The following is a 16,917-nucleotide window of genomic DNA, read 5'->3' on the forward strand; positions in this document are numbered from 1 at the left end:
TGATGAACCGGCATCGCCAGCGCCTGTCAATGCTAAATTACCATAAACTCCTGCCAAACCAGATTTATAGGCTCCCGGTTGAGCAAAAAATTGTTCAGATAAAAAGATATCATCATCTGTTGGCTTTACGTCTAAATCGCTTGTACATGAAGTCAGTACAAGGAAAAAACCCAACAGATAAAAGGCATTCATTTTCATTTTTTTCATAGTTTTTTTATTAAAATTTTACGTTTGCCCCAAACAAAATTGACCTTTGTCTTGGGTATATAGTATTATCAATTCCATTATTATTAATCTCAGGATCAAGCCCAGAGTAATCGGTAATTGTAAGTACATTTTGAGCACCTGTGTATAATCTCAATGAAGCTTTCCCTTCTAACCACTTAGGGAAAGTATACCCTAAAGTTATATTGTCTAATTTCAAATACGATCCGTTTTCAATGTATAAATCCGATAAAACAACATCTGCTGTATTGCTAAAATTAGTATCTAACACTGAAGTTGGAATGTTAGCAATAGCGGTAAGATCTTGTAAATTATTATACTGGGCTCTTCCGGCATTCACAGCATTAAAGATTCTGTTACCAACACTTGCTCTGACGTTGAATGAAAAATCAAAGTTTTTATAATTCATATTGGATGCAAATCCAAAAGTAGCATCAGGATCTGGATTTTTATAAATATATCTGTCATCCCCATTGATAATACCATCGCCATTCAAATCAGCATAAGCACCTTCTATTGGAGCTCCTGCAGTATCGTATAATTGTTTGTATACATAAAAAGAATATGGTGTAAATCCTTCTCTAAGGATTTGCGCAGTTCCTCCTGTTCCAGCTCCCGTTCCTCCTGTAAGAATATCAGCTCCAAAAGCTAAATCTTTTATTCTTCTTTCAAACTTAGTAACATTGAAATTTACATTCCAATTGAAATCAGTACTTTTCACTATTTCAGCATTTACGGAAAACTCTACCCCTTTGGATGTAAAACTTCCGATATTTTGATATCCGCTGTTAGAGAAGTTACCTCCGTCAGGAAAAGCAGCTTTAACAATCAAATCATCTGATTGTTTGTAAAATACATCTAAAGCTCCTGAAATTCTGTCATTAAAAAGCCCATAATCCAACCCAACATTGTAGGTTGTAGTTTGTTCCCATTTTAATGCCGGATTGTATGGATTTGAAATAGCAATTGGCGTTGGTGATGTTCCAAATATGTACTGACTTGAACCACTTCCTGTTGTATATTGTTGTAAGTAGTAGTTTCTTGCTGCCGCGTCATCAATTTCTTGTTGACCTGTTATCCCATATCCTAATCTAAGTTTCAAATCAGAAATAGTTTTAGAATTTTTGAAAGCTACATTTTTTAATTTCCAGGCAAAAGCTGCTGAAGGGAAATTTCCATATCTATTATCTACCGGAAAAGTTGAAGAACCATCTCTTCTCATTGTGAAAGTAAACAAATAGGTGTCGTTATAAGAAAACTTCGTTCTTCCAAAATAACCAATCAATACGTTATCGGTATCTGTAGTTGTCTCTGGGAAATTAGTCGGTAAGTTTGGATCTAATACATTCCCAGTAGCAAAAGAACGATTTTGTCGAATTTGATAGGAATATCCTCCTTGCAATTCAAAGTCTAACTTACCAAACGTTTTAGTATAAACTAAATAAGCATCTAACAATTTATTTCTTCGTATACTTTCTTCATGCTCTTTTTTACCATAAGGGATGTTACTGTTACTTGGTGCTGAACCTGCATCAATTCCCATATATTTATTTCTCTTCCCGTTTGCCTCATCAAAACCAACACTAACTACAGCTCTCAAAGCTGGTAAAAAGTGGAATTTATAGTCAACTTCAAAGTTACCAAAGAACCTATTATTAACCCCTCTGTCATCTGTTTGTAACAAATGTGCTACAGGATTTCTCGCCCCCGGTGCCAATGAACCATCCGGGCTGTAATATTCAAAAAATCCACCATACGGTGATGCCGGATCATAAACAGGTTGTGTAGGATTGAATCTAATAGCATCACCCTCAACGCCATCTGCAAATCGGTTTCTTTCATTAGAATAAGTCGCATTCAATCTCAATTTTAAATGATCATCGAAAAAACTAGGATTTAAAGTAGTTGAAATATTATTTCTAGTGAATGAATTAGTCAGTCTTAACCCTTCTTGATAGGTGTTCCCAAACGATAAACGAGCAGGAATTACTTTGAATAAACTTCCTCTTATCGAAACATTATTATCGACAAAATCTGTTCTTCTGTAAATTTCATCTTGCCAATTTGTATTAGCAGTTCCCAGTTTACTAACATCCTGAGGTCTGACTTGTTGAATCAAAGCTCTATAGGCATCTGCACCAAACACATCAACCTGATCAATCTTTTTACCAGAAGCATATTGAAAATTGTAGTCCACCGCAAGTGCTTTTCCACCTTTCTTGGTTGTAATAATAATAACTCCATTTGACGCTCTTGAACCGTATATCGCAGTAGCTGAAGCATCTTTCAACACACTAAAACTTTCAATATCATTTGGATTCAATGATGCCAAAAATGATGTAGAACCTGTATTCGTCTTAGAATCAATAGGCAAACCATCAATAACGATTAATGGATCATTAGACGCAAATAAAGATGACCCTCCTCTGATTCTGATTTGAGTACCTGATCCAGGAGCTCCTCCACCAGAATTAATAGTAAGACCAGCGACTCTACCGTTAAGCAAATTCTCTGCTGTAACATTGTTCCCTTTATTAAAGTCTTTCGCACCCAAAGTAGTAACTGATCCTGTTGCGTCTTTTTTCTTAACAGTACCATACCCCACTTGAACTACAACTTCTTGCAGCTGATTAGCGCTTTCTTCCAGACTAACATTAACAGATTTCTGGCCCGAAAAAGTAATCGTTTGAGAGTCATAACCAATAAACGAGAATACAACTTTGTCCCCATTTTTTAGTCCTCCTAACTGAAATTTTCCGTCAAAATCTGTTGAGGTGCCTTGACTGGCGCCTTGAACATTTACATTTACTCCCGGCAGTGGCTGATTTGATTTTTTATCAACGACAACACCCCCCAAAGTGCTCTGTGCAAGAACACTAAAAGGCAGTAACAGGAATAAAAATAACAACTTTTTGTAAATTGTTTTCATACATTTTGTTTAGGTTAAAAATTTAATTTTGTGCTTATACTTATACTTCGAATGTTAAATTTATGTAAAAATTTCAACTTTTAGAATAAACGCTTGTTAAAACTACACCGAAAACGTTTTCGTGTTGAAAACTTTTTACATTTTTCAATAATTTAAGAGTAAAATTGACAGAATAAAAAATAACATATATCTTTATTCAGAAAATAGCTTTTATCAAATCCACAACATGAAAAGAAAAGTCACTTTAAAGCAGATAGCCAAAGAGCTGGACGTCTCCATATCTACCGTCTCCAAATCATTGCGCAACAGCTTGGAAATCAGCGAAGATACCCGTCAAAAAGTACAGGCTTTTGCCAAATTATACAACTACAAACCCAACAATATTGCCCTTAGTCTGAAAAACAAAAAAACCAAGACCATTTGTATTATTATTCCTGAAATTATTCATCATTTTTTTGCCACAGTAATTAGCGGAGTGGAAAATGTTGCCAATGAAAACGGCTATAATGTTTTAGTTTGTTTGTCTGACGAATCCTTTGATAAAGAGGTTATTAATATGGAAATGCTTGCCAACGGAAGCATCGACGGATTCATCATGTCGCTCTCCAAAGAAACACAACAAAAGAAAGATTTTCATCATATTGTCGAAGTTATCAATCAGGGGATGCCCGTTGTGATGTTTGACCGCGTTACCAATGACATTTTGTGCGACAAAGTAATCATCGACGATAATTTGGCTGCCTTTAATGCTACCCAATTTTTAATCGATAAAGGATTCAAAAAAATTGCATTAATCACCACCGTTGACTATGTCAGTGTTGGTAAAATGAGAACCGAAGGATACATCAAAGCTTTAAAAAACAACGATTTAAAAGTAGATGAAAATCTGATACTAAAAATCGAAGACACCGAGAATTTTGAAGCCTCTATAGAAGAATTAATCCGCAACAATACCGACCTGGAAGCTATTTTTGCCGTAAACGAATTGTTTGCCGTAACCGCCATAAAAGAAGCCAACAAACAAGGTAAAAAAGTACCGGAAGACCTTTCGGTTATTGGATTCACGGATGGTATTATTTCTAAATATTCCTCGCCAAGCATTACTACCGTTAGTCAAAACGGAATAAAGATGGGCGGTAATGCAGCCAAAATGCTTATCGAAAGATTGGAAGCGGAAGAAGAGGAAGAAGAACAATACAGAACTGAAGTCATCGAAACCGATTTAGTGGAAAGAGAATCTACCATTTAAATCATTTCGGAAAATAATTCGCAATTCACAATCCACAATTCATAATTTTTATATATTTACAACCAATTATCAAAGCTTATACTTTTACTTCGAAAACAATTAGTAAGTTTTGATAGGCATAGCGCTTATCGTGTTATAAATCATTAAATTACGATAATGGAAAAGCGTAAATTAGGTTTCTGGCAAATCTGGAATATGAGTTTCGGATTTCTGGGGATTCAAATGGGTTTTGCCTTGCAAAACTCTAATGTTAGTAGAATATTCCAAACTTTAGGGGCCAATATTGATGACATTCCAATCCTTTGGGTGGCTGCTCCTCTGACTGGTTTAATTATTCAACCCATCATTGGTTATTTCTCAGACAGAACTTGGACCCGATTAGGTCGAAGAAAACCTTATTTCCTGGCTGGTGCTATTTTAGCTTCGGCGGCCTTGTTCATTATGCCTAACTCTCCTGTACTTTGGTTTGCTGCAGGAATGCTTTGGATAATGGATGCTTCCATCAACGTTTCGATGGAACCTTTTCGTGCTTTCGTTGGAGATAATCTTCCCGAAAAACAACGCACCATGGGTTTTGCCACGCAAAGTTTCTTCATCGGAATTGGGGCTTATGTAGCGTCAAAACTTCCTTTAATTTTAACGCATTTTGATGTAAAAAATACAGCGCCACTAGGAATCATTCCGGATTCGGTGAAATATTCTTTTTACATTGGCGGCGTTGCTTTTATTGTAACTGTTTTATGGACAGTCATTACCTCCAAAGAGTATTCTCCGGAAGAAATGGAGGCTTTTGAAAAACACAAAGAAACCGAATACAAAAAAGAAACCCACTCAGCAGAATGGTTTGCCAACAATGGAAAATCACACATCACCAAAGGCGCACTGTTCTTAATCGTAAGCATTTTGTTTTCTTTTGCCATTTTCCATTACGACCTGAAGAAAGACCTCTATGTGCTTTCGTTAGGATTAATTGGATTAGGGGGATTGGCCATGTTCGTTTCCGGATTGATGCAAAAGGCAAACAATACGGACAATGGTTTTGTTACGATTATGAACGATTTTCAGTTTATGCCAAAAATCATGAAACAGCTGGCATGGGTACAATTCTTTTCCTGGTTTGCTCTTTTCTCTATGTGGATTTACACTACACTTGCAGTGACACAACACATTTACGGAACTACCGACACCACCTCTGAAGATTATAACACCGGTGCCAATCAAGTAGGAGAAATGTTTGCCAATTACAATCTGATCGCGGCTATAGCTGCTTTCCTTTTGCCTTTGTTGGCCAAATACACCAGTAGAAAATTCACCCATTTTATCGCCTTAACTTTTGGTGGTTTTGGACTGATTTCTATTTATTTCATCAAAGAACCAACAGCCTTCACTATGGAATGGCTACCAATGATTGGCGTGGGAATTGCCTGGGCCAGTATCCTTTCCATTCCTTACGCTATGCTTTCCGGAGCTTTGCCATCAAGTAAAATGGGCTATTACATGGGCGTTTTCAACTTCTTTATCGTAATTCCACAATTGGTGGCGGCTTCTATTTTAGGATTCTTGGTTTCTAAGTTTTTCAACAGCGAACCTATTTATGCACTTTTAATTGGTGGCGCATCTATGATTCTGGCCGGAATCATTGCACTGACCATCAATGACAAATCGAAAATTATAATTAATGAGTAAAAAAGCATTCATATTTGATCTGGATGGCGTTATTGTTGACACCGCTAAATACCACTTTTTAGCCTGGCAAAAAATAGCAAGCCAACTCGGCATCGAATTTACCCCCGAACACAACGAAGAATTAAAAGGCGTAAGCCGCGTTCGTTCTCTTGACATTATTTTGGCACTTGGCAAAATCGAAGCCAGTCAGGAAGACAAAAACAAATGGTTAACCCAGAAAAATGAAGATTACCTCTCTTACATTGAGCACATGGATGAAAGTGAAATTTTACCAGGAGTACTGAATGTATTAGAATTTATTAAAGAAAAAAAACAACTAATCGCTCTGGGCTCGGCCAGTAAAAATGCCCGACCAATATTAGAAAAAGTGAAAATCCTGCATCTGTTTGATGCCATTGTCGATGGTAACGATGTGACCAATGCCAAACCGGATCCGGAAGTTTTTCTAAGAGCTGCCAAATTAGTAAATGCTAAAAATGTCAATTCTATAGTATTTGAAGATTCAGTAGCCGGAATCCAAGCGGCTAACGTTGCCAACATGACCAGTGTAGGGATTGGCGATGAAAAAATTCTACACGAAGCAAAATATAATTTTAAAGATTTTACGTTTATGGATACTTTGTTTATCGAAGCATTAATGAACTGAAATTGAATGATAAAAGGAAAATAAAAAAATTACAATGAACCAAGATTATATAAAACCAGATAACTGGTCGATTATTGAAGAAGGATTTGATGTTGAACAAGTAAAATCTTCCGAAAGTCTTTTCAGTATTGGAAACGGGGCCATGGGGCAACGTGCCAATTTTGAAGAGTTCTATTCTGGGAATACCTTTCAGGGAAGTTACATCGCCGGGATTTACTATCCGGATAAAACCAAAGTAGGCTGGTGGAAAAACGGCTATCCTGAATATTTTGCCAAAGTGCTAAACGCTCCCAACTGGATTGGCATTTTAGTAGAAATCAATGGCGAAACCTTAGATTTAGCCTCCTGCAAAGTATCTCATTTTAAAAGAGAGCTCAACATGAAAGAAGGTTGGTATCACCGTTCTTTTGATGCTAGATTAAAAAACGGCACCGAAGTTTCGGTTAACGTTCGTCGTTTTCTTTCTTTAGATTTGGATGAATTAGGAGTAATCAATTACGAAGTAACACCCAAAAACCAAGAGGCCACTATTGTTTTTAAGCCCTTTTTAGATGCCGGAGTACACAACGAAGACGCCAACTGGGAAGAAAAATTTTGGGAACCCTTAGCGACTGAACATACCGACAATGAAGCATTCGTAGTAGCGCGCACCTTCAAAACACATTTCGAGGTAGCCACCTACATGCACAATACTATATTAATTAACAATGTAAATCAAAACTTCAAACCCATATTTGTAGACACCACTTCAGACAAAGTAGTATTTACTTATGAAACATTGGTTCCTAAAGGACAAACCATAGCCTTACAGAAACTGGGCGGTTACACCGTTTCCATGAATCACGAATCCAATCAATTGATTCCGGCAGCGCAAAACGTAATCCAAAAAGGGTTGGCTTTGGGGTATGCTAAACTATTACAAAACCAAATCGATGCCTGGGCCAAAATTTGGGAAATGAGCGATATCACCATTGAGGGCGATGTCAAAGCACAACAAGGCATTCGTTTCAATATTTTCCAATTAAACCAAACGTATTTAGGAAAAGATTCCCGATTGAACATTGGCCCGAAAGGTTTCACCGGCGAAAAATACGGAGGTTCTACTTATTGGGATACCGAAGCCTATTGTATTCCATTCTACATGGCAACGAAAGACCAGCAAGTAGCCAGAAACCTATTGACGTATCGTTACAATCAATTGGATAAAGCTATCGAAAATGCCGAGAAAAACTTAGGGTTTAAAAACGGCGCTGCTTTGTATCCGATGGTAACCATGAATGGGGAAGAATGCCACAACGAGTGGGAAATCACCTTTGAAGAAATTCATAGAAACGGCGCTATCGCTTTTGCTATTTTCAACTACTACCGATTCACCGGCGATTACAGTTACATTCCGGAAAAAGGATTGGAAGTACTTATCGGCATTGCTCGTTTTTGGCACCAAAGAGCCACCTACTCTACCCACAAAAATCAATACGTGATTTTAGGAGTTACGGGTCCGAATGAATATGAAAACAACGTCAACAACAATTTCTACACAAATTATTTGGCCAAATGGTGTATCGATTATGCCGTAGAGCAAATTCAGAAAGTGGCAAAAGAATACAGTGCTGACCATGCTCGGATTATGAGCAAAGTTAAGTTGTCTGAAACCGAAATCGGTCATTGGAAAGCCGTTGCCGACAATATGTATTTCCCGTATTCTGAAGAACATGATGTGTATTTGCAGCAAGACGGATTCCTGGATAAAGATTTAATCAAAGTGCATGATTTGGATAAAAGCCAACGTCCAATCAACCAAAAATGGTCTTGGGACCGAATCCTGCGTTCGCCTTATATCAAACAAGCTGACACGCTGCAAGGATTCTATTTCTTCGAAGATCATTTCACCAAAGAACAATTAGAGAAACACTTCGATTTCTACGAACCGTTTACGGTACATGAAAGTTCACTTTCGCCTTGCGTTCACTCGATTCAGGCTGCTACTTTGGGCAGAATGGAACAAGCCTACACTTTCTATTTAAGAACCTCGCGTTTAGACTTAGACGATTACAACAAAGAAGTCGAAGAAGGATTGCATATCACTTCTATGGCCGGAACCTGGATGAGTATCGTAGAAGGTTTTGGAGGCATGCGGGTAAAAAATGACGCGTTGCATTTCGAGCCGAGAATTCCGGCAGAATGGAATGGCTATTCGTTTAAAATTAATTTCAGAAACCAAATCCTAAAAGTTTCGGTACATCAAAAAGAAACCGAATTTTCACTCGAAGGCGACAAAGAACTAACCGTTTATGTCAACGGAAAAGCAATTCTGGTGGAGCCTAACAGTTTGGTTACCGTATAAATCATAACACTCAAAACCCGGCAGTTTTTCAAAATGTGTCGGGTTTTTAATTTTACTATCAAATGAAAAAAATCGCCCTGCTATCGCTTTTGTTCACTGCTGTTTCGTTTGCTCAGATTCAAAAAATGGAACCGCCTTTTTGGTGGAGTGACATGAATCTTTCCAATGTTCAGATTATGTTCTACGGGAAAAATATTGCTCAGAATGAGGTCACCGTTTCCAATGGCATCGTGATCAAAGACATCCAAAAAACCGAAAATCCTAACTACGTTTTCGTAACCATCGACACTAAAAACACACCGGCTCAGGATTTCGTTTTCACTTTCAAAAACGGCAAAAAATTATTCACCAAAAAGTATTCGCTAAAAGCCAGAAGAGCCAATTCCAAATTCCGAAAAAGCTATGACAGTTCCGATATGATTTACCTCATCATGTCCGACCGATTTGCCAACGGCAATCCCAACAACGACAGCGATGCTTCGGTAACCGAAAAAGCCGACCGAACCAATCCTAACGGAAGACACGGCGGTGATATTACAGGAATTATCAATAACTTAGATTATATCCAATCGCTAGGTGCCACTGCTGTTTGGCCAACGCCGCTTTGCGAAGACAATGACGAAAGAGGCTCTTATCATACTTACGGCCAATCCGATGTTTATAAAATCGACCCACGTTTTGGAACCAATGAAGAATACTTAAAACTGAGTGCCGAATTACACAAGCGCGGCATGAAAAATATTTTGGATTACGTGACCAATCACTGGGGTTGGCAACATTGGATGTATAAAGATTTGCCAACGTATGACTGGGTGCATCAGTTCCCTGGTTATTCGCAATCGAATTACCGCATGACAACTCAGTTTGACTCCAATGCTTCTGCTATTGACACTAAAAACTGTGTGGATGGTTGGTTTGTAAAATCGATGCCCGACCTGAATCAATCGAATCCTTTGGTTTTAAATTATCTGACGCAAAATGCCATTTGGTGGATAGAATACGCCGATTTGGATGGCTTCCGTGTGGATACTTATTCGTATAACGACAAAGAAGGCATCTCCAAATGGACCAAAGCCATAACAGATGAATACCCGAATTTCAACATCGTCGGCGAAGTCTGGATGCACAACCAAGCGCAAATGGCGTATTGGCAAAAAGACAGTAAAGTGGGCGCGATTGAAAGTTTTAATTCCCATTTACCCAGTGTGATGGATTTCACCTTGTACGATGCCTTGGGCTCGGTTTTCAATGAAGACAAAGGAGAATGGGACAAAGGCATGATAAAAATCTACGACAATTTTACCAACGATTTTCTGTATCCGAACATCAACAACATGCTTGTTTTTGCCGAAAACCATGACACCAACCGCTTCAACCAGATGTATAAAAACGATTTCAAAAAATACCAAATGGTCATGACATTGATTGCTACCATTCGTGGCATTCCGCAGTTGTATTACGGTTCCGAAATTGGCATGGCCGGTGATAAAGGCAAAGGCGACGGCGATATTCGTCATGATTTCCCTGGCGGTTGGAATGGTGATACCAACAATGCCTTTACCAAATCCGGAAGAACTGAAGAGCAAAACAAATACTTTGACTTTACTTCGAAATTATTCAATTGGAGAAAAACGGCAGACGTGGTTCATTTCGGAAAAATGATGCATTATGTTCCCGAGAATAACGTGTATGTGTATTTCCGTTACAACGAAAAAGAAACGGTAATGGTAGTCATCAACAACAGCAACGACAAGCAAACTTTTAAAACCAGTCGGTTTACAGAAAGAATTAAAAACTATACTTCCGGAAAAGATGTCCTGACCAATACCTCATTTGATTTGAAAAATGATATCGCTATTGAAGGCAAATCTGTTTTGATTTTGGAATTAAAATAAGACCATGAAAAAACTACTGTTACTCTTACTGATTACTTCGGTTTCATTTGCTCAAAATGCAAATCGAAAATACCTTTCGCATACCTGGAAAAACAATATTCTGGAAATAAAAACCAATGACGGGACTTACCGCATAACGCCTTATTCCGAAAAAATAGTCGAAACTTCCTTTATTCCTAATGGGGAGACTTTCAATCCCAATTCGCATGCGGTGATCAAAACGCCCGAGAAAGTAAAAGCAGCCTTCAAAAAAACAGAAAGCTCACTGGCATTAGACACCAAAGGAATAACAATTGTCATTAATAAATCTCCGCTAAGAATTACTTATTCCAGCAAAGGAAAAGTGCTTTTGTCTGAAAAAAACGGCTACACTAAAAAGGACAGCACCGAAACTATCGATTTCAATCTAAGTCCGGACGAAGCGCTTTATGGCGGTGGTGCCCGAGCTTTGGGCATGAACCGTCGCGGCAATCGCTTGCAGTTATACAATCGCGCGCATTATGGTTATGGAGACTACGCCGAGTTGATGAATTTTTGCATTCCTATGGTTTTGTCTTCCAAGATGTATGCCGTCCACTTTGACAATCCGGCTATTGGTTATTTGGATTTAGACAGCAAAAAGAATAATACTTTAACTTATGAAACGATTTCGGGCCGAAAAACTTACCAAGTTATCGTTGGTGATTCCTGGACCGATTTAGTTTCCAATTATACTAACCTCACCGGAAAACAACCGTTGCCACCACGTTGGGCATTTGGGAATTTCTCCAGTCGATTTGGGTATCATTCACAAGAAGAAGTTGAAAACACCATTAAGAAATTTGAAGACAGCAAAATCCCGGTTGATGCTATCATCTTGGATTTGTATTGGTTTGGCAAAACAGTAAAAGGCACCATGGGCAATTTAGATTGGGATAAAGACACTTTCCCGAATCCTGATAAAATGATTGCCGATTTGAATGCCAAAGGCGTAAAAACGGTTTTGATTACGGAACCTTTTATCCTCACCACCTCCTCAAAATGGCAGGAAGCCGTTAGCAAAAATATTTTAGTTACCGATAAAACCGGAAAAGCGGCTACTTGGGATTTCTATTTTGGCAATACCAGTGTTGTCGATATTTTCAAGCCCGAAGGCAAAGATTGGTTTTGGAATGTGTATAAACGCTTAATTAATCAAGGTGTTGGCGGTCTTTGGGGCGATTTGGGCGAACCCGAAGTTTTCCCATCAAAAGTCAATACGGCCGGTGGCAAAGCCGATGAAGTGCACAACATTTACGGACACAATTGGGCCAAATTAGTAGCTAACGGTTACAAAAAAGATTTCCCAACGCAACGTCCGTTTATTTTAATGCGTGCCGGTTATTCCGGTTCACAACGTTTTGGCATGATTCCGTGGAGCGGTGATGTAAGCAGAGGTTGGGGCGGTTTGCAATCGCAAATGGAAATTTCGTTACAAATGGGCATGCAGGGCATGGCGTACATGCACTCTGATTTAGGCGGATTTGCCGGTGATTATTTTGACAACGAATTGTATTTACGTTGGTTGCAATACGGTGTTTTCCAACCGATATTCCGCCCGCATGCACAGGAAGACGTAGCATCGGAAGTAGCCCGAAAAGACATTGTTACCATGGCCAAAGCCAAAAAACAAGTCGAGTTACGTTACCAATTAATGCCTTATAATTACACCCTGGCTTTTGATAATAACCAAAAAGGAACGCCATTGATGCGTCCGTTATTTTTTGAGGAACCAAGCAATTTGAAATTACAAACAGTTAGTAAAACATATCTTTGGGGTAATGACTTTTTAGTAACTCCCATTACAAAATCAGCTGTGACTTCTGCCGAAATTTATTTCCCAAAAAGCAGCAATTGGTTTGACTTTTATTCTACTGAAAAACAACTTGCCGGAAGCACTTCAACAGTAACCGTGACCGAAGACCACCTTCCTGTATTTGTGCGGGGTGGTGCTTTTATTCCGATGATTTCAACGATTCAGAATACTTCAAACTATTCGTTGGCCAACTTTGATTTGCATTTCTATTTTGACGATACCGTAGCCAATTCAACCGGAAAAATCTATAACGATGACGGTCTGACGCCGAATGATTTTGAAAAAGGAGCTTATGAACTGTTGCATTTCAGCAGCACCAACAAAGACAAGGTGTTAACCCTAAAATTAAATACCGAAACCGGGAAAAATTTCCAAACTACCGATAAAACCGTTTCCGTTTTGATTCATAACATCAAAGCCAAGCGCATTTTTGTAAATGGTCAGGAAAGAGTCTATAAAAAATTCAGCGAGCCACTTCAGATTTCCGTTGATTGGAAAAAAGAAACGGTTCAGGAAATAAAAATCGAATACTAATCTTATGAAGAAAACAACCTTATTACTCCTGGTCGCTTTTGCTCTTTGCGGCAATACATTTGCTCAAAAAAAGAAAACAGCAGTAACCAAAACCCCTTTTGTTTGGGAAAGTGCCAATGTGTATTTCATCGTAACAGACAGATTCAACAACGGGGACAAAACCAACGACCACACCTTCAACCGAAACAAACCAACAGGGAAATTACGCGGGTTTGACGGCGGTGACATTCGCGGTGTGATTCAAAAACTGGACGAAGGTTATTTTGACAAACTGGGCATCAATGTGATTTGGATGACGCCAATTGTAGAGCAAATTCACGACGGTGTGGATGAAGGCACCGGATTCACTTATGCTTTTCATGGGTATTGGACACGTGATTGGAGTTCGATTGACCCAAGTGTGGGGAACAAACAGGATTTAGCCGAATTGGTTCAAAAAGCGCATGCTCACGGCATCCGAATTATGCTCGATGCAGTGATCAATCACACTGGCCCGGTGACTCCCGAGGATTCGGTTTATCCGAGTGACTGGGTTCGAACATCTCCAAAATGTACTTATAAATCATACGACACCTATATCAATTGTACTTTGGTTGACAACCTACCGGATGTAAAAACAGAGAGCAATGACAATGTAGAATTACCAGCATTTTTGGCCAATAAATGGAAAAAAGAAGGCCGTTATGACAAAGAAGTAGCTTCGTTGGATGTTTTCTTCAAAAAAACCGGTTATCCAAGAGCGCCGAAATATTACATCATGAAATGGCTTTCGGATTATATCCGTGAGTATGGCATTGACGGATACCGAGTGGACACGGCTAAACACACCACGGAAGATGTTTGGGCCGATTTCAAAAAAGTCTGTGATCAGGCTTTCGCCGAATACAAGAAAAACAATCCAAAAAAAGTATTGGATAACAATCCTTTCTTTACGGTTGGCGAAGTATATGGCTATAACATTAGCAACAAACAGCTATTTGATTTTGGGGATAAAAAAGTAAATTATTTCGAAAACGGCTTTACCGGTTTAATCAATTTTGATTTCAGAAATGAAGCCAAAATGAACTACGAAGAATTGTTTTCTAAATATTCTAACATCCTGCAAAATGACTTGAAAGGGCACACTGTGATGAACTATGTTTCCTCACACGATGACGGTTATCCTTTTGACAAAAAACGCGAAAAACCATTTGAAAGTGGCACCAAGTTATTATTGGCTCCGGGAATTTCACAAGTGTATTATGGAGATGAAAGCGCGCGTTCACTTGACATTGAAGGCACACAGGGCGATGCTACCTTGCGCTCTGACATGAATTGGGAGGCTCTGGCAAATGACGCTAAAACCAAAGAAGTGTTGGCACATTGGCAAAAATTGGGCAACTTCCGAAAAAAACATCCTGCAGTAGGCGGTGGCATTCATACTCAAATTTCGAGCGCCCCTTATGTGTTCAGCAGAACCTTTGTCAAAGGAAAATTTACCGATAAAGTGGTCGTTGGATTGGATTTGACCAAAGGCAAAAAGGAAATTCCGGTGGGAACCATTTTCGCCAACGGCAGCAAAGTCAAAGATGCTTATTCCGGCAAAACAGCCACGGTTGTTAAAGGAAAAGTAATCGTTGATTCTGAGTTTGAACTTGTTCTATTGGAAAAATCATAAACCATCATGCTCAAAATTGGTCACCGCGGAGCCAAAGGTCATGCCCCCGAAAATACGTTGGCTTCCTTCCAAAAAGCTATTGCGCTGGGCGTTGACATGATTGAGCTCGATGTGTATCAGAGTAAGGACAACGTTCCAATGGTGATTCACGATAAAACCATTGACAGAACGACTTTGGGCAGCGGTTTGGTTGCTGATTTTACGGCAACGGAATTACAACAATTCGGCATTCCGACTTTGGAAGAAGTTTTTAAATTGGTTACTACTCAATGTGACATTAACATCGAAATCAAACGGTTTGAAGCAACTAAAAGTGTTTTGGATTTAGTCGATTCCAGTGATTTTAATAAAGACAAATTACTGATTTCCAGCTTTGACTGGAATGCTTTGCAGGAGGTTCGTTTTCACGATAATGCCATTAGAATTGGTGTTTTGACTGAAACTGATTTAGACTTGGCCATGGCTTTCGCCAAATTTATCAAAGCCTATTCCATTCATCCCTATTATCATTTGCTGACAGCAGCAAACACGCAGCAAATGCAAGCCAAAAACTTTAAAGTTTTCCCGTGGACGGTTAATCAGGCGGAAGACATTATCTTTGTGCGGTCGTTACAGGTGGACGGCATCATAACGGATTTTCCGGACAGACTATGAATTCAAACTTTGACATTATAATTGTTGGCGGAGGTGCCGCCGGTTTTTTTACGGCCATCAACCTTGTAGAAAACAATCCGAAACTAAAAGTGGCCATACTGGAACGCGGCAAAACCGTTTTGGAAAAAGTCCGCATTTCGGGCGGTGGGCGTTGTAATGTGACACATGCATGTTTTGTTCCGAATGATTTAGTGAAATTTTATCCTCGGGGTGAAAAAGAATTGCGCGGTCCGTTTCACCAGTTTTGTTCGGGCGATACCATTGCCTGGTTTGAACGTCACGGCGTGGAACTGAAAATTGAAGAAGACGGCCGAATGTTCCCAACAAGTGACAGCTCACAAACGATTATTGATTGCTTTCTAACAGCCGTTAAAAACTTAAAAATAGAAGTTTTGACCGGTCAAAGTGTGCAATCGCTTTTCAAAGGGGAAGGCTATTGGAAAGTAGAAACCCATCACGAAACTTTCTCTTGCCAAAAATTGATTATGACTACCGGTAGCAATCCTAAAATTTGGGAACTTTTACATAATTTAGGACATACCATTGTTCCGCCGGTTCCCTCTCTATTTACTTTTAATATCAAAGATGCGCGCATCAAAGATTTGATGGGGCTTTCGGCTTTTGCCAATGTGAAAGTGAAAAACAGCAAACTGGAAGCTGCTGGACCTTTATTAATCACACACTGGGGCATGAGCGGCCCCGGAATTTTGAGGCTTTCCGCCTGGGGAGCGCGGGAACTTTTTGACAAACAGTATCAATTTGTATTGGAAGTCAATTGGCTCCATGAAGTGCCTTTTGAAGACGCTTTGGAAACGCTCAAAAACTTAAAACAAGAACACGCCAAAAAAGCGGTGTCCAAAAAATCCCCATTTGATTTTCCGAACCGATTGTGGGAAAGTTTGGTACTGGCTTCCGGAATTTTGAATGAAACTAAATGGGCCGATTTATCCAAAAAGCAATTAACCGATTTGGCCAACCAACTCACTAACGGACAATTTCAGGTGAATGGCAAAAGTACTTTTAAGGAAGAATTTGTCACAGCTGGCGGCATTGATTTAAAAGAAATCAACTTCAAAACGATGGAAAGTAAACTCCATGAAAATCTTTTCTTTGCCGGAGAAATTGTCAATATTGATGCCATAACCGGTGGGTTTAATTTTCAAAATGCCTGGACCAGCGGGTTTATTGTGGCTCAAAAAATTACAGAATAATAACACTTTTTTATAGTAGTTTGTTAAAAATCAATTAAATTTGGGTTTCAAAT

General features: G+C 39.0%; 10 protein-coding genes and 1 pseudogene. 9 read left to right on the forward strand and 2 right to left on the reverse strand.

Annotation, left to right across the window (positions count from 1 at the left end):
* Both V7D82_RS01415 and V7D82_RS01420 read right to left on the reverse strand, forming a co-directional pair.
* Window positions 1-207: pseudogene (locus V7D82_RS01415) on the reverse strand (RagB/SusD family nutrient uptake outer membrane protein); the annotation flags it as partial.
* A 10-nt stretch (window positions 208-217) separates the two neighbouring features.
* The gene (locus tag V7D82_RS01420) at window positions 218-3,154 is read right to left on the reverse strand and encodes a SusC/RagA family TonB-linked outer membrane protein (protein ID WP_333599189.1); all 2,937 of its coding nucleotides are present in this window, start codon (window positions 3,152-3,154) and stop codon (window positions 218-220) included.
* A gap of 226 nt (window positions 3,155-3,380) precedes the next feature.
* Between V7D82_RS01420 and V7D82_RS01425 the strand changes: the two genes are divergently transcribed.
* From V7D82_RS01425 to V7D82_RS01465, 9 genes are all read left to right on the forward strand, one after another.
* Complete coding sequence (locus V7D82_RS01425; RefSeq protein ID WP_333599190.1) at window positions 3,381-4,403, forward strand: LacI family DNA-binding transcriptional regulator; 1,023 nt, start codon at window positions 3,381-3,383, stop codon at window positions 4,401-4,403.
* A gap of 156 nt (window positions 4,404-4,559) precedes the next feature.
* Entirely contained in the window at window positions 4,560-6,089 is a 1,530-nt protein-coding gene (locus tag V7D82_RS01430; protein WP_333599191.1) for an MFS transporter, read from the forward strand.
* Window positions 6,082-6,735, forward strand: coding sequence for a beta-phosphoglucomutase (gene pgmB / locus V7D82_RS01435; protein ID WP_333599192.1), 654 nt, complete (start codon window positions 6,082-6,084; stop codon window positions 6,733-6,735). The genes V7D82_RS01430 and pgmB overlap by 8 nt, the downstream gene beginning before the upstream one ends.
* A gap of 34 nt (window positions 6,736-6,769) precedes the next feature.
* A complete protein-coding gene (locus V7D82_RS01440; protein ID WP_333599193.1) occupies window positions 6,770-9,079 on the forward strand; it encodes a glycoside hydrolase family 65 protein in 2,310 nt (769 codons plus the stop codon).
* 62 nt (window positions 9,080-9,141) lie between these two features.
* Window positions 9,142-10,974, forward strand: coding sequence for a glycoside hydrolase family 13 protein (locus V7D82_RS01445; RefSeq protein WP_333599194.1), 1,833 nt, complete (start codon window positions 9,142-9,144; stop codon window positions 10,972-10,974).
* 4 nt (window positions 10,975-10,978) lie between these two features.
* Window positions 10,979-13,342, forward strand: coding sequence for a glycoside hydrolase family 31 protein (locus tag V7D82_RS01450; RefSeq protein ID WP_333599195.1), 2,364 nt, complete (start codon window positions 10,979-10,981; stop codon window positions 13,340-13,342).
* Window positions 13,343-13,346: 4 nt separating this feature from the next.
* Window positions 13,347-14,999 (forward strand): alpha-amylase family glycosyl hydrolase, encoded by a 1,653-nt coding sequence (locus tag V7D82_RS01455; RefSeq protein WP_333599196.1) that lies wholly within the window; start codon window positions 13,347-13,349, stop codon window positions 14,997-14,999.
* A gap of 6 nt (window positions 15,000-15,005) precedes the next feature.
* On the forward strand, window positions 15,006-15,653 hold the full coding sequence (locus tag V7D82_RS01460) for a glycerophosphodiester phosphodiesterase (protein WP_333599197.1): 648 nt from the start codon (window positions 15,006-15,008) through the stop codon (window positions 15,651-15,653).
* A complete protein-coding gene (locus V7D82_RS01465) occupies window positions 15,650-16,864 on the forward strand; it encodes an NAD(P)/FAD-dependent oxidoreductase (RefSeq protein ID WP_333599198.1) in 1,215 nt (404 codons plus the stop codon). Before V7D82_RS01460 ends, V7D82_RS01465 begins: the two co-directional genes overlap by 4 nt.
* Window positions 16,865-16,917 lie beyond the last annotated feature (53 nt).

The sequence above is a fragment of the Flavobacterium sp. genome (genome assembly GCF_036741995.1).
Classification (GTDB): Bacteria; Bacteroidota; Bacteroidia; order Flavobacteriales; family Flavobacteriaceae; genus Flavobacterium.